Consider the following 20,754-nt stretch of genomic DNA (forward strand, 5'->3'; position numbering starts at 1 on the left):
CCCAGGGTAGCCCGGGGCGAGACGCCACGCGCTCAGGGTCGACGCGTGACGGTGACGATGCGCGGGGCGGCGTCGGCCATCTCGGCGGCCGCGGGGCCGCTCGTGCCGCAGGCGTTGTCGAGGCCGGTGCCGCTCCAGCCGCGTTCGAGCTCGATCTCCCACCAGCTCTCACGCAGCCCGTCGACCATGCCGTGCCCCCACTCGACGATCGTGACGCTGGCGTCGAGGTCGAGATCGAGGTCGGACAGCTCGGCCGGGGAGCCGAGACGGTAGGCGTCGACGTGGATCAGCGGCGGCCCGTCGACGAGGGACGGGTGTGTGCGGGCGATGACGAAGGTCGGGCTCTGGATGGGACCGCGCACGCCGAGACCGGCGCCGATCCCCCGGGTGAGCGTCGTCTTGCCGGCGCCGAGGGGGCCTGTGAGGACGACGAGGTCACCGGCGCGCAGCCGAGACCCGATCTCGCGGCCCCACGCCTCCATCTCGTCGGCCGAGGTCACCTCACGCTCGCCCACGTACTCGTCGATCCCGCTCATCGTCGGCCTCCCGTCATCTCGGACGATACCGCCGTGCGCTGCACCCGCGGGCCGATCCGCGTGACGATCTCGTAGTCGATCGTGTCAGCCGCATCGCCCCATTCGGCTGCGGCGGGGTATCCGAGCGTCGGGTCGCCGAAGAGCACGACCTCGTCACCGATCGACACGTCGGCATCGCCGACGTCGACGACGAACTGGTCCATCGCGATCCGCCCCGACACGGTGTACCGCCGGCCGCCGATGACCACGGGACCGCGCCCGGAGGCCTGCCGGGGGACGCCGTCGGCGTACCCGAGGGGCACGAGGGCGAGGGTCGTCTCCGCCGCCGTGCGATGCGTGTACCCGTAGGAGACGCCCTGTCCGGCGGGCACCCGTCGCACCGCGGCGACCGACGTGCGCAGGGTCATCGCGGGCTGAAGGCCCAGCTCGGCCGACGAGCGATCGGCGAGCGGAGACAGGCCGTAGATCGCCAGTCCCAGGCGCACGCAGTCCAATCGAGCCTCCGGCAGGGCGATCGCGGCGTTCGATGCGGCGATGTGGCGCAGCGGAGGATGGACTCCCGCGGCCGCGGCCTCGGCGAGAGCGTCGTGGAACCGCGCGAGCGCTCGGCGGTCGTCGTCGATGCTCGTGTTCGACAGATGACTGAACACACCCACGACCCGCAGGCGTCCGACGCGCTCGAGACGGGCCGCCTCCGCGCAGACGCGCTGCCACTCGCGCGGCTCGACCCCGTTGCGCCCGAGCCCGGTCTCGACCTTCAGGTGCACACCGACCGGCTGCTCGGCGGATGCCGCGGCCGCAGCAGCCTGCAGCTGGGCGAGGCTCGAGATCCCGAGCTCGATGCCGTGCTCGGCGGCGTCGCGGAAGTCGGCGTCGGAGCCGTGCAGCCACGCCACCACCGGGGCCGTGATGCCCGCCCCGCGCAGCGCGAGCGCCTCGGACACGTCGGCCACCCCGAGTCGGGTCGCGCCTCCCGCCAGGGCGGCCGTGGCTGCCAGCAACGCGCCGTGACCGTACCCGCCGGCCTTGACCACGGCGATGACCTCGGTCTGGACGAGGCGCCGCAGGTGTCGGACGTTGTGCTCGATGGCGTCGACGTCGATCAGCGCTTCGCGCAGCGGCCGCGCGGTCACGACGACGCCTCCGCGATCACGTAGGCGGTCGCGAGGTTCGCGTCATGCGAGAGCGACAGGTGCACGGTCGTCACTCCCCTCGCGGCGACAGTCGCCGCCGTCTCGCCCGTCAGCGCGAACACCGGCCGTCCGGAGGCCTCCGACGCCACCTCGATGTCGATCCAGTGCACACCCTCCGACCCGCCGAGAGCCTTGATGAGCGCCTCCTTGGCGGCGTAGCGGGCGGCGAGCGAGCGCGGCTTGAGGATTCGCTCGGCGGGCGAGAAGAGCCGATCGAGCAGTCGGGGCGTGCGCTCGAGCGAACGCTCGAAGCGCGGCACGTCGACCAGGTCGACGCCGATACCGACGATCACGGCGTCACCGTGCGCCCGCGCGGGGTCACTCGACCGTGACCGACTTGGCCAGGTTGCGCGGCTGGTCGACGTCGAGGCCCTTGGCGGTGGCCAGGCCCATGGCGAAGATGTGCAGCGGCACGACCGCGAGCAGCGGCTCGAACAGCGGCTCGGCGAGCGGGATGCGCAGCACCTCGTCGGCGAACGGGAGCACGGCGGCATCCCCCTCTTCGGCGACCGCGATGATGCGGGCGCCACGGGCGCGGATCTCCTGGATGTTGGAGACGACCTTGGCGTGCAGCAGGGGGGAGCTCGTCGGCGAGGGCACCATGACGAACACGGGCTGGCCGGGCTCGATGAGGGCGATCGGACCGTGCTTGAGCTCGCCCGCGGCGAAGCCCTCGGCGTGGATGTAGGAGATCTCCTTGAGCTTGAGCGCACCCTCGAGCGCGATCGGGTAGCCGACGTGGCGACCGAGGAAGATCACCGACCGCGTGTCGGCCATCCAGTGCGCGAACTGCTCGATGTGCTCCTGCTCGCTCGCCAGCACCCGGGAGATCTTCTCGGGAACGGCCTCGAGCTGGGCCACCTGCTCGGCGATCGCCTCGTCGGCCATCGCGCCGCGCACGCGACCGACGTGGAGCGCCAGCAGGTAGAGCGCGGTGATCTGCGCGACGAAGGCCTTGGTCGAAGCCACAGCGACCTCGGGACCGGCGTGCGTGTAGACGATCGCGTCGGACTCGCGCGGGATGGTGGCCCCCTGCGTGTTGCAGATCGACAGGGTCTTCGCACCCGCCTCCCGGGCGTACTTGACCGCCATCAGGGTGTCCATCGTCTCGCCCGACTGACTGATCGACACCACGAGGGTGCGGGGTCCGATGACCGGATCGCGGTAGCGGAACTCGTGGGCGAGCTCGACGTCGACGGGCACACGAGCCCACTGCTCGAGGGCGTACTTGCCCACCATGCCGGCGTAGGCGGCGGTGCCGCACGCGATGACGATGATGCGGTCGATGCCCGTGAACAGCTCGTCGAGGCCGTCGAGCTCGGGGATCTGCACCAGACCGTCGTGGACGCGTCCGCGGATGGTGTTGGCGACGGCCTCGGGCTCCTCCGACACCTCCTTGGCCATGAACGACGACCAGCCGCCCTTGTCGGCCGCGGCGGCATCCCACACGACCTCGAAAGGCTCGACGTCGACGGCATCACCCGAGAAGTCGGTGACCGTGACCTCCTGCGGCGTGATCGCGACGATCTGGTCCTGCCCGATCGCGAGGGCGTGGCGGGTGTGCTCGACGAAGGCGGCGACGTCGGAGCCGAGGAAGTTCTCGCCGTCACCGAGGCCGATCACGAGCGGCGAGTTGCGGCGGGCACCGACGACGAGGCCGGGCTGGTCGCGATGCAGGGCCAGGAGCGTGAACGCGCCCTCGAGACGTGACACGGTCGCGCGGAACGCCGCGATGAGGTCACCGGATGCCTGATACTCGCGCCCCAGCAGCACCGCGGCGACCTCGGTGTCGGTCTCGCTGCGGAAGGTGTAGCCCGCTGCGACGAGCTCGGACTTCAGCTCGGCGAAGTTCTCGATGATGCCGTTGTGGATGACGGCGAGCTTGTCGTCGTCGGCGAGGTGGGGGTGGGCGTTGGCATCGGTCGGACCGCCGTGGGTCGCCCATCGCGTGTGGCCGATACCGGTCGTGCCGTCGGCGAGCGGGTGAGCGGCGAGATCGTCGCGCAGCACCTGCAGCTTGCCGGCGCGCTTGCGCGTGCCGAGGCCGCCCTCGCCGTCGATCACGGCGATGCCGGCGGAGTCGTAACCGCGGTACTCCAGGCGGGCGAGACCTGAGATGAGGATGTCCTGCGAGGGACGGGGGCCCACGTAGCCGATGATTCCGCACATGGGGTCCATCCTAGATCGGGAGCCCCTGTGCGCTCGGCCCACGGGGCCGTGCGAGAGGTCCGCGATCAGGCGGACGCGGAGGCTCGCAGCACGCCCATCACCGCGTCGACGACCTCGAGGTTGGAGAAGATCGCGTCGTGCCCGCAGGCCCCACCGAAAGGCGGCGCGGCCACCTGGCCCGAGAGGATCATCCCGATCCCGGCGGCACCGGGCGGCAGATCCGTGCGGCAGCTGACGACCGTGGTCTCGCTCGCCCCCGCGAGCGCGGATCCCTCGGCCACGAGACCGTCGCCGAGGCGTGCCTCCCACGTCCTCCCCGTCGGCAGCGGGACCGCCACGACCGCGGACCCGGCGATCGCATGCACATGCAGCCCTTCCGGCCAGTCGGGTAGGTCAGCGAGGTCCGTCGAGCCGGCTCGCAGGGCGGTGCCGGCCGGCCCCAGAGCGGCGATCCCCGTGCGGATGACCGGCGGGAGGTCGCAGCCCCCGCGTGCATCGGAGGCCAGCTGGTTATTGCAGACGGCGCCGATCCAGGGCAGCACGAGATTCTGCAGCACCGGCACCGTCGACATCGTGGCGCGGATCACCGCGGCGATGTCGACAGCGACGTTGGCGATATCCGATCCCTCCGAGGGGGCGGCGACGGTGACCACCTCGCCGATCAGCGCCGCGACACCGGGGTCGTCGCGCAACGCGTACCGCAGCGCGAGGCCGCCCATCGAATGCGTCACGATGTCGACGGGACCGTGGACGCTGTCCGCGATGGAGCGGATGGCCGCGGCGAGGTTGTCGGCCGAACCGTTCGATCCGACCCAGCTCGCCGAGTTCGCGGAGTAGTCGAAGGCGTACACCGCGACGCCGGGCTGTGCTTCGAGCCGCTCCTGCAGCGACGCCGTCATGCCACGGGCTACCGGCGCGCCTGAACCGTCGCGCCACTGCACCGGGCGCGCGAAGGGCGATCGGGCATACGACGGCCGGCCGTCGGCATCGGGGAGGACCGTGCTGAGCCAGCCGTGGACGAGGAGCACGGCTCGCGAGTCCTGAACCCCCTCCTGACCGAACCGGACGACGCGGTCGGCGAACGCGGACACCGTGCCCGTGCCCGCGGGGGCGAATGCCGAGGAGGCCGCTGCGGGGGCGAGCGTGGCCGTCGCGGCGAGCACGATCACCGTGCTCAACGCGACGAGCGGACGCCACCGGGAACGCCGTCGCCGCACCCGTACCACGACGCGCACGAGCGCGCGCGAGCGCCGCCCCAGTTCCATGGATTCATACCTAGCAGGTTGCGATGACAGGTGCGTAACGAGAAATGCGAAGGCGTCGTCCGCCGAGCAAGACGAGGGCCCTCTCGAGTCAGCCATTTGGGGACTGATTTACTCGAGAGGGCCCCGCTAGGCCCACGCGCTCTCAGTCGGGCCGTTGGGGACGGCTGTCGACCGAATCACCGCTTGGGGAACGGTTCGAGCACTGCGCAGGCTCATGAAGCCTACCGGATTCACGAGCCCGGAACGCCGATCCGCGAAGCGGATCTTGTCCCCCTATTGGCGGACATCACCATCAGTTGTACGATCAACCACGACGTGCAGAGTCCCCGCTTTTGGGGGGCGAGGGAGTCGCTATGCGCGTCAAGCTCAGGGTGCCGATGGGGATCTGCGCGCCGTGAGGGCGTTGTGCAGTGCGCAGCCGCGCACGCGCACTGCACAACGCACACGGTGCGTGCGACGCGCAGAGGACGCCGCGGATACTGACGCTTCCCGTGGCGGAGACGCTCTGCCATACTGAGCGCAGCCTGCGGCTCAGCCGGGGTGAAACGCAGGGCGTACAAGACTCGCCGGGATGGGACCCGGCGTGCTGGACCCGGCGGTATTGGGGCATGAGAGACGGATCTGGGTTCGCTCTCGTGGAGACATTGGGGATGAGATGACGAGGCGATTCCACGCGCTCGGTCGGCTGCTGGGGGGCAGCCACCGCGACAGCGTCGACCGTAACGGTCGAATTCCGCTCCGCCGGCAGTTGCCGGCGGCCCGATACACGCCGTCTGGATGTGGCGGCTCACGCTCGATCACCGCGACCCGGGCCCCGGCCACGCCGGCTCGTCCGATCGGACCGCGCGGTTTCGGGTCGCACCCCTCCCCCTGAGCGGGGGCCGTCCACACCCAGGCGTGCCCGTCGTCCTCACGGATCGGCGGGCACGCCGCTTTCGGCATCCGGGATCGCGGACGTCACACCTTGCGCAGGAGCACCCGTTCGACGGCGTGCGACGCGCCCTTGTGCAGGATCAGCGTCGCCCGATGCTTCGTCGGCAGCACGTTCTCGACCAGGTTCGGGAGGTTGATGTCGTTCCAGAAGCCACGCGCCATCTCGATCGCGGCGTCGTCGTCGAGATCGGCGAAGGTGTTGAAGTACGAGGACGGGTTGTTGAACGCTCCCGCCTTGAGCGCCATGAAGCGGTCGACGTACCACTGGCTGATGTGCTCGGCATCCGCGTCGACGTAGATCGAGAAGTCGAACATGTCGCTGACGGCCACCTCGTGCGGGGCGGGCGGCGGCGCCAGGACGTTGAGTCCCTCCACGATCACGACATCGGGTCGACGGACGGTGATCTGTGCGTCGGGGACGATGTCGTACCGCATATGCGAGTAGAACGGGGCGTGCACCTCGGGGGCGCCCGACTTCACCGCCGTCAGGAACTCGATCAGCGCGCGGCGGTCGTAGCTCTCCGGGAAGCCCTTGCGCGCCATGAGGCCGCGGCGCTCGAGCTCGGCGTTCGGATAGAGGAACCCGTCGGTCGTGACGAGCTCGACGCGGGGCGTGCCCGGCCAGCGGCTCATCAACTCGCGGAGCAGACGCGCGACGGTCGACTTGCCGACGGCGACCGAGCCGGCGACCCCGACGACGAAAGGGGTCGTGCTGTCCTCCTCGCCGAGGAAAGCGTCGGTGTCGGCCCCGAGACGCCGAGTCGCGCTGGCGTACAGCGACAGCAGACGGCTGAGCGGGAGGTAGACCTGCGACACCTCGCCGAGGTCCATGCGATCGCCGAGCCCGCGGAGTTGGACGATCTCGGTCTCGGTGAGCGGCTGCGTCACGCCCGCGGCGAGCCGGGCCCAGTCGGCACGGCCGATTTCGCGATACAGCGCGGGGGCGAGCGGCGTCAGCGCCTGCACATCTTCAGGGGACATCGCGCTCATCGTAACCCCCCACCCGTCCGCACCGACGGCGCCTCGGCCTGCCACTACTGTGAACCTGTGCGTCTGGGAGTCCTCGACATCGGTTCGAACACGGTCCACCTGCTCGTCGCCGATGTCCGCCCCGGCGGACGCCCGCTGGCGCGCACCAGCAAGCGGACGGTGCTGCGCCTCATGCGCTACCTCGAGCCCGACGGGTCGATCAGCGACGAGGGCGTGAACGCACTCGTCACGGCGGTGACGGACGCGGTCGCGGTGTCACGCACCGAAAACGTCGCGGAGCTTCTCGCCACCGCCACGAGCGCCGTGCGCGAGGCGACCAACGGACCGCAGGTCATCGCGGCCATCGAGCGGGCACTCGGCCAGGACCTGCAGGTGCTCGGCGGAGAGTCGGAGGCCAGATTCACCTTCCTGGCCGTGCGCCGGTGGTTCGGCTGGTCGGCGGGCGAGATCCTCCTGTTCGACATCGGCGGCGGCTCGCTCGAGATCGCCGCCGGCAGCGACGAGCTGCCCGACGAGGCAGCCTCGGTGCCGCTGGGTGCCGGGCGGATGACAGTGCAGTTCCTGCCGACGGATCCGCCGGGCGAGAACGCCGTCGAACTGCTGCGCGAGCATGCGCGCGAGACCCTGGCCCCCGTGGTCGCCACGATGTCCGCCCGCCCCCGCCCCGATCACGTCGTGGGGTCATCGAAGACCATCCGGTCGCTCGCGAAGCTCGCGGGCTATCCGATGCCGGGATGGTCGGGGATCGAGCGGATGACGCTGCCCCGCGCCGCGCTGGGCTCGTGGATCCCCCGACTCGCCCGCATCCCGGCATCCGCTCGGCAGGAGCTTCCCGGCATCACGGCCGATCGCACCGTCCAGATCGTGGCGGGCGCAGTCGTGCTGCACGAGGTGATGCGGGCTTTCGACGTCGACGAGCTCGAGGTCTCACCATGGGCGCTGCGCGAGGGAGTGCTGCTGCGTTACATCGAGTCGCTGTCGTGGAGCGCACCGCCGGCCTGACCTGCCCCGACCAGCTCCGGTTCGCCGGTCGGCACCGAGACCTCGAGGACCACATCGCGGCCGTGCTGGAAGACCCGAGCGGTCGGACCGAGTCCGGCGACGCCGAGTCCGGGCCCGCGTGAGTCGACACGCAACCGGCCCGGCGTGCGGACGCGTACGGCCAGCGATGATCCGGCGCCGTCGCCGTGCACCTCGATCGCGGCCGACCGCGCGGCCGCGTGCTTGACGGCGTTGACGAGTCCCTCGGCCACGACCGCAACGACTCGGGTCGAGACGAGTTCATCGGTCAGGGCGCGGGTCGCGACGGCATCCACGTCGGATGAGACCGAGAGCACGGGCCCCCAGATCGCGACCGTCTCGGCCAGATCGGCGGGGCGAGACGGCGCCGCCCCGCCGCCGCCCGCGGCATCCATCAGCCCGTCGCCGACCGCCTTCTCGAAGGCGAGGATGTCGGCCCGCGTCGCCATGTCGTCGTCGACCTGGGCAGCGAGGATGACGCAGCTGCCCTGCACCCGGCCGTGAAGCACCTCGGAGGCGCGCACCAGCTCCTGCCGTACGCCCGACGCCCGGTCCGCCGCCGAGCGCACGACGGCCTGCAGCGCCCGGCCGAGCCGTCTCGACTCGACGCGCCCGCGATGGACGGCCTCGGAGCACAGGGCCGCGATCACCGCGACTCCGGGAAGCGCGACGACAGGAATGAGTGGAACGAGGCTGTGAACGCCCACGACGGGAGCCGCCCCCGCGATGACGACGGCGACGCCGACCCACACGATGATCAGCAGCAGGCCCCGATCACGTGCTGAACGGCGATACGCCACCCGGCGGCTGACCACGTCGGCCACCAGGCAGAGCGCGACGATGCCGCCCGCGATCAGGACCACGAGCGCCGGGCCGCCGGTGCGCAGCGCGAACGGCGCGCTGCCTGCGGCGAAGATCGCCCCGACGAGGCCGACGGCGGGCGGGCGGAGACGCTCGAGAAAGGCCCGCTCGGCACCCGGGACCAGCGCTTCTGCGACATCGGGCGCGACCTCGGCCAGATCGAGCCCGGCTCGCGCCCGGGCGCTGTGACTGAGCGAGCGGACGGTGTCGGAGAATTCCCTGACGCGCTCGAAATCCAATACCGAAACCGTCAGGGCCGACAGCGCAGAACGGAGGACGCCGATCTCGGTCGCCAGGAACGTGCGACTCTCCCGCTCGTAGCTCACGGCCCGGCGCTGCTCGTCGGTCACGGCCTGAAGAGCCTCGATCAGACGGACACGCGCGATCGCGGAGCTCACGTAGAGCTGTTCGGCGATCGCGACCAGCGACAGGACGCTGATCCAGGCGACGACGTTGGTGATGATCCGGGCGAGCCAGGCGGGGTCGGCGGCGAGGCCGAAGAGGTGGAGGGCCACCGCATCATTGAGGAAGGGGCGGATCGTGGCCGCGACGACCACGGCGCTCAGGACCAGCACACCGCGCACCGTCGGGGAGGCGATGCGCCGCTCCAGGAACCAGACCGGCACGAGCGCCACACCGAGCACGACGGCGACCGCCAGCGCGGCGAGCTGCGCGGCGAAGAGCTCCCCGGCCGTGTCGACGGTCGCGTAGGGCGCGAGCACGAGGGCGGCGGTCGGAAGCGCGACGAGCGCACTCCAGATGGTGAGGAAGCGCCCGCCGGAGATGGCATCCCACCAGATCGCGACGCCCGGACGGAGCCGCGCTCGACGTCGCGACGTTCGTCCCCACCCCACGGTCGCCCCCTCGAACACGACGGGCCGATCCCTCGCTGGCGGACATCATAGCGAACCGCGATGTCGCGCACCGCACCGAGGCGGGAGCGTCAGGCGGTCGCCGCCCGCGCTCGATCGGCGGCGGCCGATAGCGCACGGCGCAGCTGCGTGCTCGAGGTGTGCGCCGTGTACGGGAAGTAGACGACCTCGACCCCGACCTCGGCGAAACGACGCTCGAGCGCACGCCCCTTGTCGGTGTCGCGCCAGTCGTCGCCCTTGAAGAAGTGCGTGAACCCGACCTCGCGCCAGGCGTCGAGCTTGTCGGGAGCACGCTCGATATGCACGTCGTCGACGAAATCGATGTGCCGCACGATCTCCGCGCGCTCCTCCGTGGGGATGAACGACGAGATGCCCTTGGTGCGCAGGAGCATCTCGTCGCTCACCACCCCGGCGATGAGGATGTCGCAGTGCTCACGGGCACGCCGAAGAATCTGGAGGTGCCCGATGTGAAAGACATCGAACGCCCCCGCGGCGTACCCGATTCGCTGTGTCATGGCGCCCCCAAAACGCTCGTGACCCGCTCATTGGTCCCACCCGCCGAGCGCATTCCCCAATACCGGCACGACGCCGGTGCGAGAGACAGTACACCGAGCAGACCCGTTTGCGGAAGTCGGCGTGTCGCTCAGCGGCCTGGGGACTTCCCTGCGGCCCGCCGATGGTGTAGAAATCGATGGCGGGCCGTTGTGGGAACGGCCACGGAGGAATCCGACGCACTCGGTCTCGAGCCTGGGAACTCGCGACCGATCTGAGCGACCTCGTCGCGATGTTCCATTTGGGGGGAGCACATCATGCGCGTCAATCATGCTGTCGTGCGCGTCGCTGAACGCGTCATCGGATCGATCCGATGACCGCTGTCGAAGACCGCACGGGCCTGGGCTCGGGAGAGTTCCGCGACCCCGCAGTCTCACCGCGCCGCTTGCCGTCTCTCGAACTGCGGAGGCAGCGTGAGAGACGGTACGCGCGTCGTCTACGCGTGACCGACACCCTCATCGCCGCCATCGCGGCATCGGCGGCAGGCGTTGTGTCGACGCGGCTGGGCGAGGCTCCGTCGGTCGTGATTCCGATCACCACCGCGACCCTCGTCGTGTGGCTCGCCGGTCTCGCGCTTTTCGGTTCACGCGAACCCCGCGTGATGGGCGCCGGGTCGAGTGAGTACAAGCGCGTCGCGAATGCGACGGGCGTCGCCTTCGGGCTCCTCGCCGTCGGCTTCGAGATCGCGCAGTGGGACGGTCTGCGGATGCAGATGATCATCGCGCTGCCCGCCGGGGTACTGGCACTGCTGGTGGCTCGTTGGCGTTGGCGGGCGTGGCTGAGGATGCGGCGTCGGCTGGGCGAGTACGCGTCGGCGACACTCATCGCGGGCAAGCGCCGCGACGTCGACTACGTCATGCGCCAGCTCGCCCTCGCCGACAACGGATACTCGGTGATCGCGTTGGCGCTGAGCGATGAGGACGTCGCGAGCGATCCCGGCCGCGTGTTCGCCGTGCGAACCGCCGATGACATCGCCCGCGTGGCACGTGAAGTCGGCGCCGACACGCTCGTCGTCGCGAGCGTGCCCGACGACGACCCCGACTTCTCGCGCTCGCTGGCCTGGCAGCTGGAGGGCACCGCAGCCGAGCTGATCATGTCGAGCCGACTCGCCGACGTCGCCGGCCCCCGCATCAGCCTGAGCCCCATCGAGGGCCTCCCGCTCATCCACGTGAAGATCCCGGTATTCGAGGGCGCGGCCCACACGCTGAAACGCCTGCTCGACCTCGTCGTGAGCACCGCCGCGTGCGCCGTCGTCGCCCTTGTCACCCCGGTCATCGCCCTGGCCATCAGACTCGACTCCCCCGGCCCGGTGTTCTTCCGCCAGCAGCGGGTCGGCCGCGACGGGCGGGAGTTCACGATGCTGAAGTTCCGCTCGATGACCGACGCCGCGGAACAGGAACTCGCCGAACTCCTGCCGTCCAACGACGGTGCGGGTCCGCTGTTCAAACTGCGCTCCGACCCGCGCGTGACGCGTGTGGGCCGCTTCCTGCGCCGGTACTCGCTCGACGAGCTGCCACAGTTCTTCAATGTCCTTCGGGGCGACATGAGCATCTCCGGGCCGCGCCCGCCGCTGCCGTCTGAGGTCCGCAACTATGAAGGGCGCGTGTTCCGGCGCCTGTACATCAAGCCGGGGATCACGGGTCTGTGGCAGGTGAGCGGCCGCAGCGACCTGTCGTGGGAGGACAGCGTCGCGCTGGATCTCCGCTACGTCGAGAACTGGTCGGTGACCCTCGACCTCATGATCATGTGGCGCACCGTCAAGGTGATGCTCCGACCGGTGGGAGCCTACTGATGAGCCCGAGGCCGCAGCCCGTGCCGGCATCCGTTCTGTTCGTGGGCATCAACTACGCGCCTGAACCGACCGGGATCAGTCCGTATACGACGGGGATGGCCCAAGGCCTCGCGCGCGAAGGGTGGGACGTCCGTGTGCTCACGTCGTACCCGCACTATCCCTGGTGGCGCGTGCCCGAGGAGTTCCGAGACCTGCCGGCGCGCTCTGCCGTGTCGGGCGTCGACATCCGGCGGCTCCGTCATTACGTGCCACGCGCTCCCAGCGCGATCAAGCGCGCCGTGTTCGAGATCTCGTTCGGACTGCGTGCCCTGACGTGCCGCTGGGAAGATCCCGCGGCCATCGTCGTCGTCTCCCCCGCCCTCCTTGCCTCTCGCATGGTCGCACTGCGGGCGCGGCTGCACCGCATTCCGGTCGTCACCTGGGTACAGGACATCTACGCGATCGGCGTTCAGGAGGCGGGGTCGGGGTCCGGGGCCGGGGCGATCGCCGCGATCGAGGCGAGCCTGCTCGCGGCCTCGGAGCGGGTCGTCGTCATCCACCGGCGGTTCCGGACGGCCCTCGAGGAACGCCTCGGGGTCACGCGTCCGGTCGATGTCGTGCGCAACTGGTCGCACGTGCCCGAGCCGGCGGCGAGCGACACGGCCGCAACGCGACGACGCATGGGCTGGGGCGATGACGAGGTCATCGTGCTGCACACCGGCGCGATCGGAGCCAAACAGGGGCTCGAGAACGTCATCGATGCCGCCGTGATCGCTCGAGAGCGTGGGTCGCGCGTACGCTTCGCGCTCGTCGGTGACGGCGGACAGCGCGCCGCGCTCGAACAGCGCCCGGGCGCGGAAGCCGTCTCGTTCGTCGACCCGCTTCCCGAGTCGCAGTTCCTCGACGTACTCGCAGCCGCAGACGTGCTGCTCGTGCATGAACGCGCGGGTCTGACGGAGATGTCGGTGCCGAGCAAGCTCACCTCGTACTTCGCGGTCGGGAAGCCGGTGCTGGCCGCCGTCGACACGACCAGCACGACCTTCGCCGAGATGGACGCCGCCGGAGCCGGCCCGATCGTCCCGCCGGCAGCGCCCGGCGCGCTCGTGACGGCAGCCGAGGAGCTCGCAGCCGCCCCCGAGCGCGCGGCGCGTTACGGCGCTGAGGCGCAGAGCTACCGGCGACGCATCCTGACGGAGGATGCCGCGATCGCGGCCTTCGCCCGGACGCTGTCCGCGGCGATCGACGGGGTCGAGCGCTCTCTCACCTCCTCGTCACGGCGTTGAGCCACCGCCACCCCTGATAAGCGAGGTGGCGCACGCTTCCAGCACCCCTATTAAGAGGTGTGGCTGTTAAGAGGTGTGGCTGCAGCGCCAACGTCGGCGGCCCGGCCGACCATTCGGGTCGTCGGCCGGGCCGCCGTGTGCGACGCGAACGCCGCCCCCGCCCGGGTCAGGGCAGGGTGTAGGTGAGGGTCAGGGTCGGCCGCTGGCTCGCCGACGTCGCCTCGCGGGAGAACACGCGCAGGTTGTCGGCCGAGGTGGTCGAGACACGGAGCGTGACGCTCTGACCCAGGAGCGGCGCGAGCTGATCGGCAGCGAGAACCACACTGTACGGCGTGTTGGTGGCCGTGGCTCCCGACAGCGTTCCGATCGGGCTCGTGCCGCGAACGGTGGTCGGGCGGTTGTTCCAGGTCAGCGTGGCCTCGTCCCACGCCCCGTCCATCAGGTGCACGTCATGAGCACCCGCGCTGCCCGCCGACGGGTCGGTGGAGGTCCGCACGCCGAGCGTGGCCGAGACGAGCGTCGCGCCCACCGGGAGGGTGGGGAGCGTCAGCTTGAGGAAGCTCTGCTGACCCACGTCACCCCGCGAGACGAGCTGGTTCGACGTCGCGTAATTCTGCGTCGGCGTGTTGGCGTAGCCGGCGGCATCCGCGTCGACCGCGATCGTCGTCGTCACCGTCTGCACCGGTGCCACCACCGTCGCCGAGGCCGCCGCCGACGCCGCGCTGGCGTTCCCCGCGGCATCGCGGGCGACGACGCGGTACCAGTAGGTTCCCGGGGCGAGCCCCGGGTCGGTGTAGGTCGTTGCCGTGACGGCGGCGATCCGGGAGGCCGCGTCGGCGGCGAAGCCGGCTGTGGTCCCGCGGTGGAGGTCGTAGCCGGCGACTCCGACATCGTCGCTGCTCGCGGGCCACGAGACCTGAGCGGAACCGCCCGTGACCGCCACCGCAGGTGTCCCCGGCGCCGACGGCGCGGTGGTGTCGGGAGCGGTCACGATCACCGTCACCTCGTCCGACGCGGGCCCGGCGTTGCCTGCGGCGTCGAACGCGACCACCCGGTACACATAGGTACCCGGCTGGAGCGGGCCGTCCTGAGCGGTCGTCCCGGCCGTCTGCGCGACCCGGTTGCCGGCCGACACCGCGAAGCCGGGCGTGGTGCTCCGGTGGACGTCGTAGCGCACGACACCGCGGTCATCTGTCGCGGCAGTCCACGAGAGACCGGCCGTCGTGCCCGCCGCGTTCGCCTGCACACCCGTGGGCGCCGTGGGCGCCGCCGTGTCGGGTGCCGACAGCGGCGTGAACTCGAGCACGAGCACGGGACGGTACGAGCTGTTCGCCGCCTCCGACGACCACAGCCGCAGGTTGTCCGCGCCCGTCCCGGTCATCCGGAGCGTCGCGTTCTGTCCGAGGAGAGGCCGCAGCGATGCCGCCGAGAGGTCGACGGTGTACGCGGTGTTGACGGCGGGCGCCTGCCCGAGCCGTCCGGCCCCGGCGCCCGGCGTCGAGGGACGGGTGTTCCACGTGACCGTCGACTCGTTCCAGGCGTCTCCGATGATCGCGAAGTCGGTCGGTTCTACCGTGCCCGCGGACGGGTCGGTCGAGGTCCGGAGCTTCAGGGTCACCCGCGTCAGCGCCGTGCCGTTCGGAGCTGACGGCAGCGGGGCCGACAGCAGCGACTCGATCTGGCTGGTGCCGCCGCGACTGGAGATCTGCGTGCTCGCGCCGTAGTTCGTGTCGGGCACGCCCTGCACCACCATCGCGTCGTCGGCCACCGGGACCGTGACCACGACCGGCTCGACCGACTCGATCGTGACGGCGACGGATGCCGCGGTCCCGACGTTGCCGGAGACATCGACCGCCGTGATCTTGTAGTGGTACACGCCGGGCGCGAGGCCGGGGTCGTCGAACGCCAGGTCGGTGACCGCGGCGACGCGGTTGGTCTCGTCGGCGGTGAAGGAGGCATCGGAGCCGCGGTGCACCCGGTATCCGGCGACCCCTCGGTCGTCCGTGGCCGCGGTCCAGCGCACCTGCACGGTGCCGTCGACCAGCGTGGCCGTGGCTGTGGCCGGTGCCGAGGGCGGCGTCGTGTCGGGGGCGGTCACCGTCGCCGGGAGCGATGACGGAGAGGCCGCGCTGACGTTGCCCGCGGCGTCGGATGCGGTGACGCGGTAGTAGTACGTGCCGGGTGCGGGCGACGGATCGGTGAATCCGGTCGTCGCCGTCGTGCCGACGACGTTCGAGGCATCCGCCGTGAAATCGGCCGTCGTGCCGCGGTGGACGGTGTAGCCCGTGACCGCGACATCATCGGCGACCGCGGTCCACGTCAGCGAGACCCCGTCGGAGGCGGCCGTCGCGAGCGGGGCGACCGGCGTCTGCGGGGGCGTCGTGTCGAGGAGGTCGACCTGCACGGCGTCCGTGGCGGGTCCGACGTTGCCGGCGGCGTCGACCGCGACGACGCGGTAGTACCGCGTGCCGGGCACCTGCGCCGTGTCGACGAATCCGGTCGTGATGCTTGTCCCGAGGCGCGTGTCCTCACTGGGCGCGAAGTCGGCCGTCGTGCCGCGGTAGACCGTGTACGACACCACCGCGTGGTCGTCGGTCGCGGCTGCCCATGAGAGATGCACGCCGTCTGCCGATGCCTGCGCAGACAGTGCCGTGGGCGCGGCCGGCGGGGTGGTGTCGGCGATGCCGATCGCGTGGTGGCGCGCCACCGTGGCCGCGTCGAGCGTCGTCGGATAGATCGCGAACTCATCGAGCTCGCCGTCGAAGTAGAACGAGGGGGGCTGGCCGGGCCAGCCGCCGAGGTTGCCGCCGCCGATGCGCCAGTACCCGTCGCCGGTCTCGGCGCCCGTCTGGCCGTTCGCGGCCACGAGCTCGCCGTCGACGTAGAGTTTGCGGCCGGTCTCGTCGATGACGGCGACGGCGTGGTGCCAGACGTTGTCGTTGTATGACGTCGACGATTCGACCGTGGCGACGTACCCCGGGTAGGAACCCCAGATCAGTCGTCCGTCGTTGGTCATATACAGCTGCTTGTCGTAGCTCGAGCCGTTGCCGGTCGGCACGTTCTCGAACCCGAACAGCTTGCCGCCCGCGGTCGTGTCGGTGCGGAACCAGATCTCTCCCGAGGTGGTCGGCGAGGGAGCGGTCCGCTGGCCGAGCGCCACGGTGCCCGAGTCGTTGCCCGGGAGCGAGACCGATCCGCTGCCCGAGACCGCACCCGAGGGCTGGGTCTGAGCACCGACGTTGTATACGCCGGGGCTCGTGCCGAACAGCGACGAGTCGGCTGCCGTGGCCCCGGTGTCGTCGAACCGCCAGTACACGGAGGGCTCGGCTCCGAAGACGGCGGCGCCGTAGGCGTCGGCGGGAGCGGTGTTCAGATCGAGCGTCCGACCGGATGCCTGATAGTGGGCGGCCACGCGCGCGGCAGGGAGAGCGCTCGGGTAGATCGCGACCTCGTCGATCAGTCCGCCGAAGAAGTTGCTGGAGGGCTGCCCCGGCCAGCCTCCCAGCTGGTCGCCGCCGACCCGCCAGACGCCCCAGTACGACTGCTGATCGCGGTTGCTGTTCGACGCCACACGCAGCCCGTCGACGTAGAGCGCCATTCCGCTCGCGCCCTGCGTGGCGACGACGTGGTGCCACTGCCCGTCGTTGAGCGGCTGGGGGCTGGTCACGGTCGACGCGCCGCCGACCCAGACGCCGAAGGTGATGCGGCCGTCGTTCTGCATGTACACGTGGCGGTCGTACGAGCCGCTGAGGTTCGAGATGTTGGAGCCGGTGCGCGGACGCCCGTTGCCGAAGCCGGCGATCTTGCCGCCCGCTGTCGTCGTCGTGTTGATCCACGCCTCGACGGTGTACGTCGACGGACCCGGGCGCAGCTGGTCGGTGATGGCGTAGTCGTCGACACCGTCGAACCGGAGCGAGCCTCCCGCAGCCGGCACCGCACCGTCGGCCGAGACGGTCGCCCCGTCCATGAGAGTGGCGGGGACGGCGTCGGTGCGGGTCTGCGCCGCACCCGAGTCGTGGGCCCAGGTGCCGTTGGTCGAGCCGGACCACAGGCTCGTGGGCCCGTCCGCGCGTACCGCCGCGGGGTAGTCGGCACCGGCCGCACGGGCCGTTGCGCTCACCGCTGCCGAGCGGGCCGAGGTGTTGGTGCCGTCGCTGGCGGTGACGCGGTAGGTGTAGCTCGCGCCGGGCGTGACGTCAGCGTCGACGAAGGTGACCTGCGGGCGTTCCCACCACAGCGACCTGCCCGTGCCGCTCCAGACGGGTTCGGTCGCGTTGCCGCGGTAGACGCTGTAGGTCAGGTGGCTGTCATCGGCATCGACGACGGTGCGGAAGCGGACCTGGATGGTGCCGTCACTCGTGGCCTGTGCGCTGGCGACAGGCGTGGGCGGGGCGCCGGTGTCCTGCGGCCCGAACCGGGTGAGCCCCTGCTGGGCGCGACCGTTGATCGTTGTGAAGTCACCGCCGGACCACAGGTAGCGCTGTCCGCTCGCGTTGCCGGTCGCGACGGCGAGCGCGCGGGGGCCGATGCCCTCGCCGATGCCGTCGTTGCCGAGCGGGAGCCAGCCGAGCACCTCCATCGAGTCGGGGTTCTGCGCCATGAAGTAACGGCGGATGCCGTCGTTGAAGGCGTTGATCCCGCTGCAGTCATGGGCGTGGCTGGCCGAGTAGAGCGTTCCCTGGTACATCACGAGCGACTGCGTCGCGCCGAGGCACGTGTCGCGCCAGACCTGGTCGCCCGTCGCCCACGAGAACGCCGCCTTGCCGTCGAACACGCCGCCGCCGGTCCCCTCGTTGCCGATGTAGAAGCGACCGTCGCCGCCGTCGATGATCGTCTTGGTGACCGAGGTGTCGGGAATGAACCCCGGGCTGTAGGTGCGCAGCACCTGGCCGCCGCTGCCGTCGGTCAGGCTGGCACCGCTGACGATGGCGATGGAGTGCGAGTACTGCCCGTTGATCGAGAACAGGTCGCCGCCGACGACGACCTTCGCACCGTCGGGTGACACGGCGATCGCACGGCCCTCGTTGACCTCCTTCGGCAGGTCGGTGCGGCCGCGGACGGCGTTGGCGGTCCACGGCAGCAGTGCGCCGGTCGTCGCGTCGAACGCGGCGAAGGCCTCGCGGGTCTGTCCTCCGACAGTCTTGAAGAGGCCGCCGGCGTAGAGCACGTTGCCGTGGGTGGCGAGGGCGGTGACGGTCGAACCGGGCAACGGCGCACGGAACGGCGCGACCGTGCACGCCTGGACGTCGAGCACCGCGATCCGGGCGACGTTGACTCCGCCGATGGTCGAGAAGTTGCCGGCGACGTAGACGCGCGACTGATCGGCGCTGACCGCGATCGCCCGCACCGTCGGAGTACCGCCGCTGAGCGTGACGGCGAACTGGCAGGCGTCGGGCTCGCCGGTCTCGGCATCGAGGATGACGAGGGCGTTCCTGACCCGAGCGGCATCCGATCGGCCCGCCGGCGGGCGGATCTGCGAGAACGTGCCGCCGGCGACGACCTTGCCCCCGGCAGCGCCCAGGGCGTACACGGTGCCGTTGGTCTGCCAGGTGGACTGGTCGTCGGCGGCGAACGAGACGCCGGGCGACAGAGCGGATGCCGGGGCTGTGATCCCCACGACTCCGGCCCCGATGAAAAGAGCCAAGACGGCAGCGGCGACGGCCGCGATGCGTGTACGCACGAGTGTTCCCCAATTTTGCGCGCCCTCACGGACGCTCCCCAGAACGCGCGACCCCCGTCGCACGTCGTTCCCCAAGCCCGGATCGGTGCCCCAGCACCACTCCGACTTCGTGCATCGTACACTGTGGCCCAGGGGACGCATAGATCGGATTCGGCCGATCGGCGCGATGGGGGAAACAGTGCGATTCAGCGACGCGTGGGGAAGTCTGCGACAGGCCCAGAAGGGCAAGCGAGGGGTCTCGCTCTATTCGCGGTGGGTCAACCGGCCGCTCGGGCGGGTGTTCGCCGCCGCGGCGGCTGCGACGGCGATCGGCCCGAACACGGTGACGGCGCTCTCCGCGCTCGCGACGACAGCGGGACTCGTCGTCGTCGCGGCCGTTCCGGCGACCGCCTGGAGCGGCGTCACCGCTGCGGCTCTGCTGGTCATCGGCTTCGCCCTGGATTCGGCGGACGGCCAAGTCGCACGTCTGACCGGCGCCTCGTCACGTGCGGGGGAATGGCTCGACCACGTCGTCGACGCCGGCAAGATGGTGGGCGTGCACGCCGCGGTGCTCATCGGCTTCACCGGCGGCGGTCGCTCAGGCGGGGCCTGGCTGCTGCTCCCCCTCGCGTACGCGCTCGTCGCGGTCGTGCTCTTCGCGGGCCTGACCCTCTACTCTCTGCTCGCACCTCGATCGGGTGCGACGCCACCGCCGTCGACGCTGCGGGCTGTGCTGCTCCTGCCCGCCGACTACGGCGTCCTCGCCGTGGCGTTCGTGCTGTGGGGCGCCCCGGAGGTCTTCGTCGTCGTCTACGCCGCATTGCTGCTCGCCACCACCGGAATCACGGCGCTGCTCTCTCGCAAGTGGTTCCGGTCGCTGGCCGCCCCGGTCGGCGCCGCGCCGCCGGGCGCCCCCGCCTAGACTGCGCCGATCAGCCGAGCGCCGCGATCACGGCCTGGGCGATGGCCTCGTGTCCCGCATCGTTGGGATGGACCCCATCGGGAGCGAGCAGTCCGCTGTCGCCCGCCAGGGGCTGTCCGATGTCGAGCCAGACAGCGCCCACGCGCTGCGCGTCCGCCTCGACGATGCGCGACAGCTCCTGAACGGCCTCCGGCGCCTGGTCGTGCCAGAGTACATCGGTGACGTAGACGCGACTGCCGGGATAGGCCGCCGCCAGGGTGTCGAAGAAGTCGGCGACATCCGCGTCGACCGGCGCCTGGCCGATGTCGTTGCGCCCGCCGGACACGATCACGATGTCAGGCACGAGCGAGGCGCCCTCGCGGGCCATCTCGCCGAAGGCGGGGCATTCGTCGCGGCCGCAGGCCGCCGGTGCGGCCTCACCCGTCACGCGCGCGGCGTAGCCGGTCCCGCCCCGCGCGAGGTTGCGCACCCGCCATCCCTCGGCCTCGCCGACGAGGCTCGCCCACCCGAGGGCTTTGTCGGATGCCCCGACGCCGGCCGTGTACGAATCACCGAGGAACACCACGATCGGCGCGGATTGCACCTCGGAGGCGGGGCTCGAACGCAGCGCAGCCCCGCCGGCGAGAACTCCGCCGATGGCCACCGCGGAGAGCGCGACCGCCCATACCGGCAAGCCGCCCCAGTCGATCTGCCACCAGTGGCCGCCGCCGCGATGCGTTCGCATCCTC

General features: G+C 71.0%; 14 protein-coding genes. 4 read left to right on the plus strand and 10 right to left on the minus strand.

Going from position 1 to position 20,754, the window contains the following annotated elements; translation table 11 throughout:
- Nucleotides 1-32 precede the first annotated feature (32 nt).
- The 6 genes from tsaE to coaA form a co-directional block, all read right to left on the minus strand.
- Nucleotides 33-536, minus strand: coding sequence for a tRNA (adenosine(37)-N6)-threonylcarbamoyltransferase complex ATPase subunit type 1 TsaE (tsaE, locus tag QUC20_RS13200; RefSeq protein WP_289330169.1), 504 nt, complete (start codon nt 534-536; stop codon nt 33-35).
- Nucleotides 533-1,669: an alanine racemase gene (alr, locus tag QUC20_RS13205; protein ID WP_289330170.1), complete on the minus strand. Its 1,137-nt coding sequence runs from the start codon at nt 1,667-1,669 to the stop codon at nt 533-535. Before alr ends, tsaE begins: the two co-directional genes overlap by 4 nt.
- Nucleotides 1,666-2,022, minus strand: coding sequence for a holo-ACP synthase (locus QUC20_RS13210; protein WP_120265293.1), 357 nt, complete (start codon nt 2,020-2,022; stop codon nt 1,666-1,668). The genes alr and QUC20_RS13210 overlap by 4 nt, the downstream gene beginning before the upstream one ends.
- Nucleotides 2,023-2,047: 25 nt before the next feature.
- Complete coding sequence (gene glmS / locus QUC20_RS13215; RefSeq protein ID WP_120265292.1) at nt 2,048-3,898, minus strand: glutamine--fructose-6-phosphate transaminase (isomerizing); 1,851 nt, start codon at nt 3,896-3,898, stop codon at nt 2,048-2,050.
- Between the two features lie 65 nt (nt 3,899-3,963).
- The gene (locus tag QUC20_RS13220) at nt 3,964-5,163 is read right to left on the minus strand and encodes an esterase/lipase family protein (RefSeq protein ID WP_289330171.1); all 1,200 of its coding nucleotides are present in this window, start codon (nt 5,161-5,163) and stop codon (nt 3,964-3,966) included.
- 957 nt (nt 5,164-6,120) lie between these two features.
- Nucleotides 6,121-7,077 carry a type I pantothenate kinase gene (gene coaA, locus QUC20_RS13225; RefSeq protein ID WP_120265290.1) on the minus strand — a complete coding sequence of 319 codons (957 nt, stop codon included), beginning with the start codon at nt 7,075-7,077 and terminating at the stop codon, nt 6,121-6,123.
- A 66-nt stretch (nt 7,078-7,143) separates the two neighbouring features.
- Between coaA and QUC20_RS13230 the strand changes: the two genes are divergently transcribed.
- Entirely contained in the window at nt 7,144-8,088 is a 945-nt protein-coding gene (locus QUC20_RS13230) for a Ppx/GppA phosphatase family protein (protein WP_289330172.1), read from the plus strand.
- Here QUC20_RS13230 and QUC20_RS13235 read toward each other — a convergent pair.
- Together QUC20_RS13235 and QUC20_RS13240 are read right to left on the minus strand one after the other, a co-directional pair.
- Entirely contained in the window at nt 8,049-9,821 is a 1,773-nt protein-coding gene (locus QUC20_RS13235) for an ATP-binding protein (protein ID WP_289330173.1), read from the minus strand. The genes QUC20_RS13230 and QUC20_RS13235 overlap by 40 nt on opposite strands.
- An 89-nt stretch (nt 9,822-9,910) precedes the next feature.
- On the minus strand, nt 9,911-10,354 hold the full coding sequence (locus QUC20_RS13240) for an FAD synthase family protein (RefSeq protein WP_120265287.1): 444 nt from the start codon (nt 10,352-10,354) through the stop codon (nt 9,911-9,913).
- 350 nt (nt 10,355-10,704) lie between these two features.
- On the opposite strand from QUC20_RS13240, the gene QUC20_RS13245 reads away from it, so the two are divergent.
- Both QUC20_RS13245 and QUC20_RS13250 read left to right on the plus strand, forming a co-directional pair.
- A complete protein-coding gene (locus QUC20_RS13245) occupies nt 10,705-12,183 on the plus strand; it encodes a sugar transferase (RefSeq protein ID WP_120265286.1) in 1,479 nt (492 codons plus the stop codon).
- A complete protein-coding gene (locus tag QUC20_RS13250) occupies nt 12,183-13,445 on the plus strand; it encodes a glycosyltransferase (RefSeq protein ID WP_120265285.1) in 1,263 nt (420 codons plus the stop codon). The genes QUC20_RS13245 and QUC20_RS13250 overlap by 1 nt, the downstream gene beginning before the upstream one ends.
- A 166-nt stretch (nt 13,446-13,611) precedes the next feature.
- Here the strand turns inward: QUC20_RS13250 and QUC20_RS13255 are convergent, their stop codons facing one another.
- Nucleotides 13,612-19,125 carry a LamG-like jellyroll fold domain-containing protein gene (locus QUC20_RS13255; protein WP_289330174.1) on the minus strand — a complete coding sequence of 1,838 codons (5,514 nt, stop codon included), beginning with the start codon at nt 19,123-19,125 and terminating at the stop codon, nt 13,612-13,614.
- A gap of 166 nt (nt 19,126-19,291) precedes the next feature.
- On the opposite strand from QUC20_RS13255, the gene QUC20_RS13260 reads away from it, so the two are divergent.
- A complete protein-coding gene (locus tag QUC20_RS13260; protein ID WP_289330175.1) occupies nt 19,292-20,026 on the plus strand; it encodes a CDP-alcohol phosphatidyltransferase family protein in 735 nt (244 codons plus the stop codon).
- A gap of 10 nt (nt 20,027-20,036) precedes the next feature.
- Here QUC20_RS13260 and QUC20_RS13265 read toward each other — a convergent pair whose 3' ends face one another.
- A complete protein-coding gene (locus tag QUC20_RS13265) occupies nt 20,037-20,750 on the minus strand; it encodes an SGNH/GDSL hydrolase family protein (RefSeq protein ID WP_289330176.1) in 714 nt (237 codons plus the stop codon).
- Nucleotides 20,751-20,754 lie beyond the last annotated feature (4 nt).

Source organism: Microbacterium arborescens, assembly GCF_030369635.1.
GTDB lineage: Bacteria > Actinomycetota > Actinomycetes > Actinomycetales > Microbacteriaceae > Microbacterium.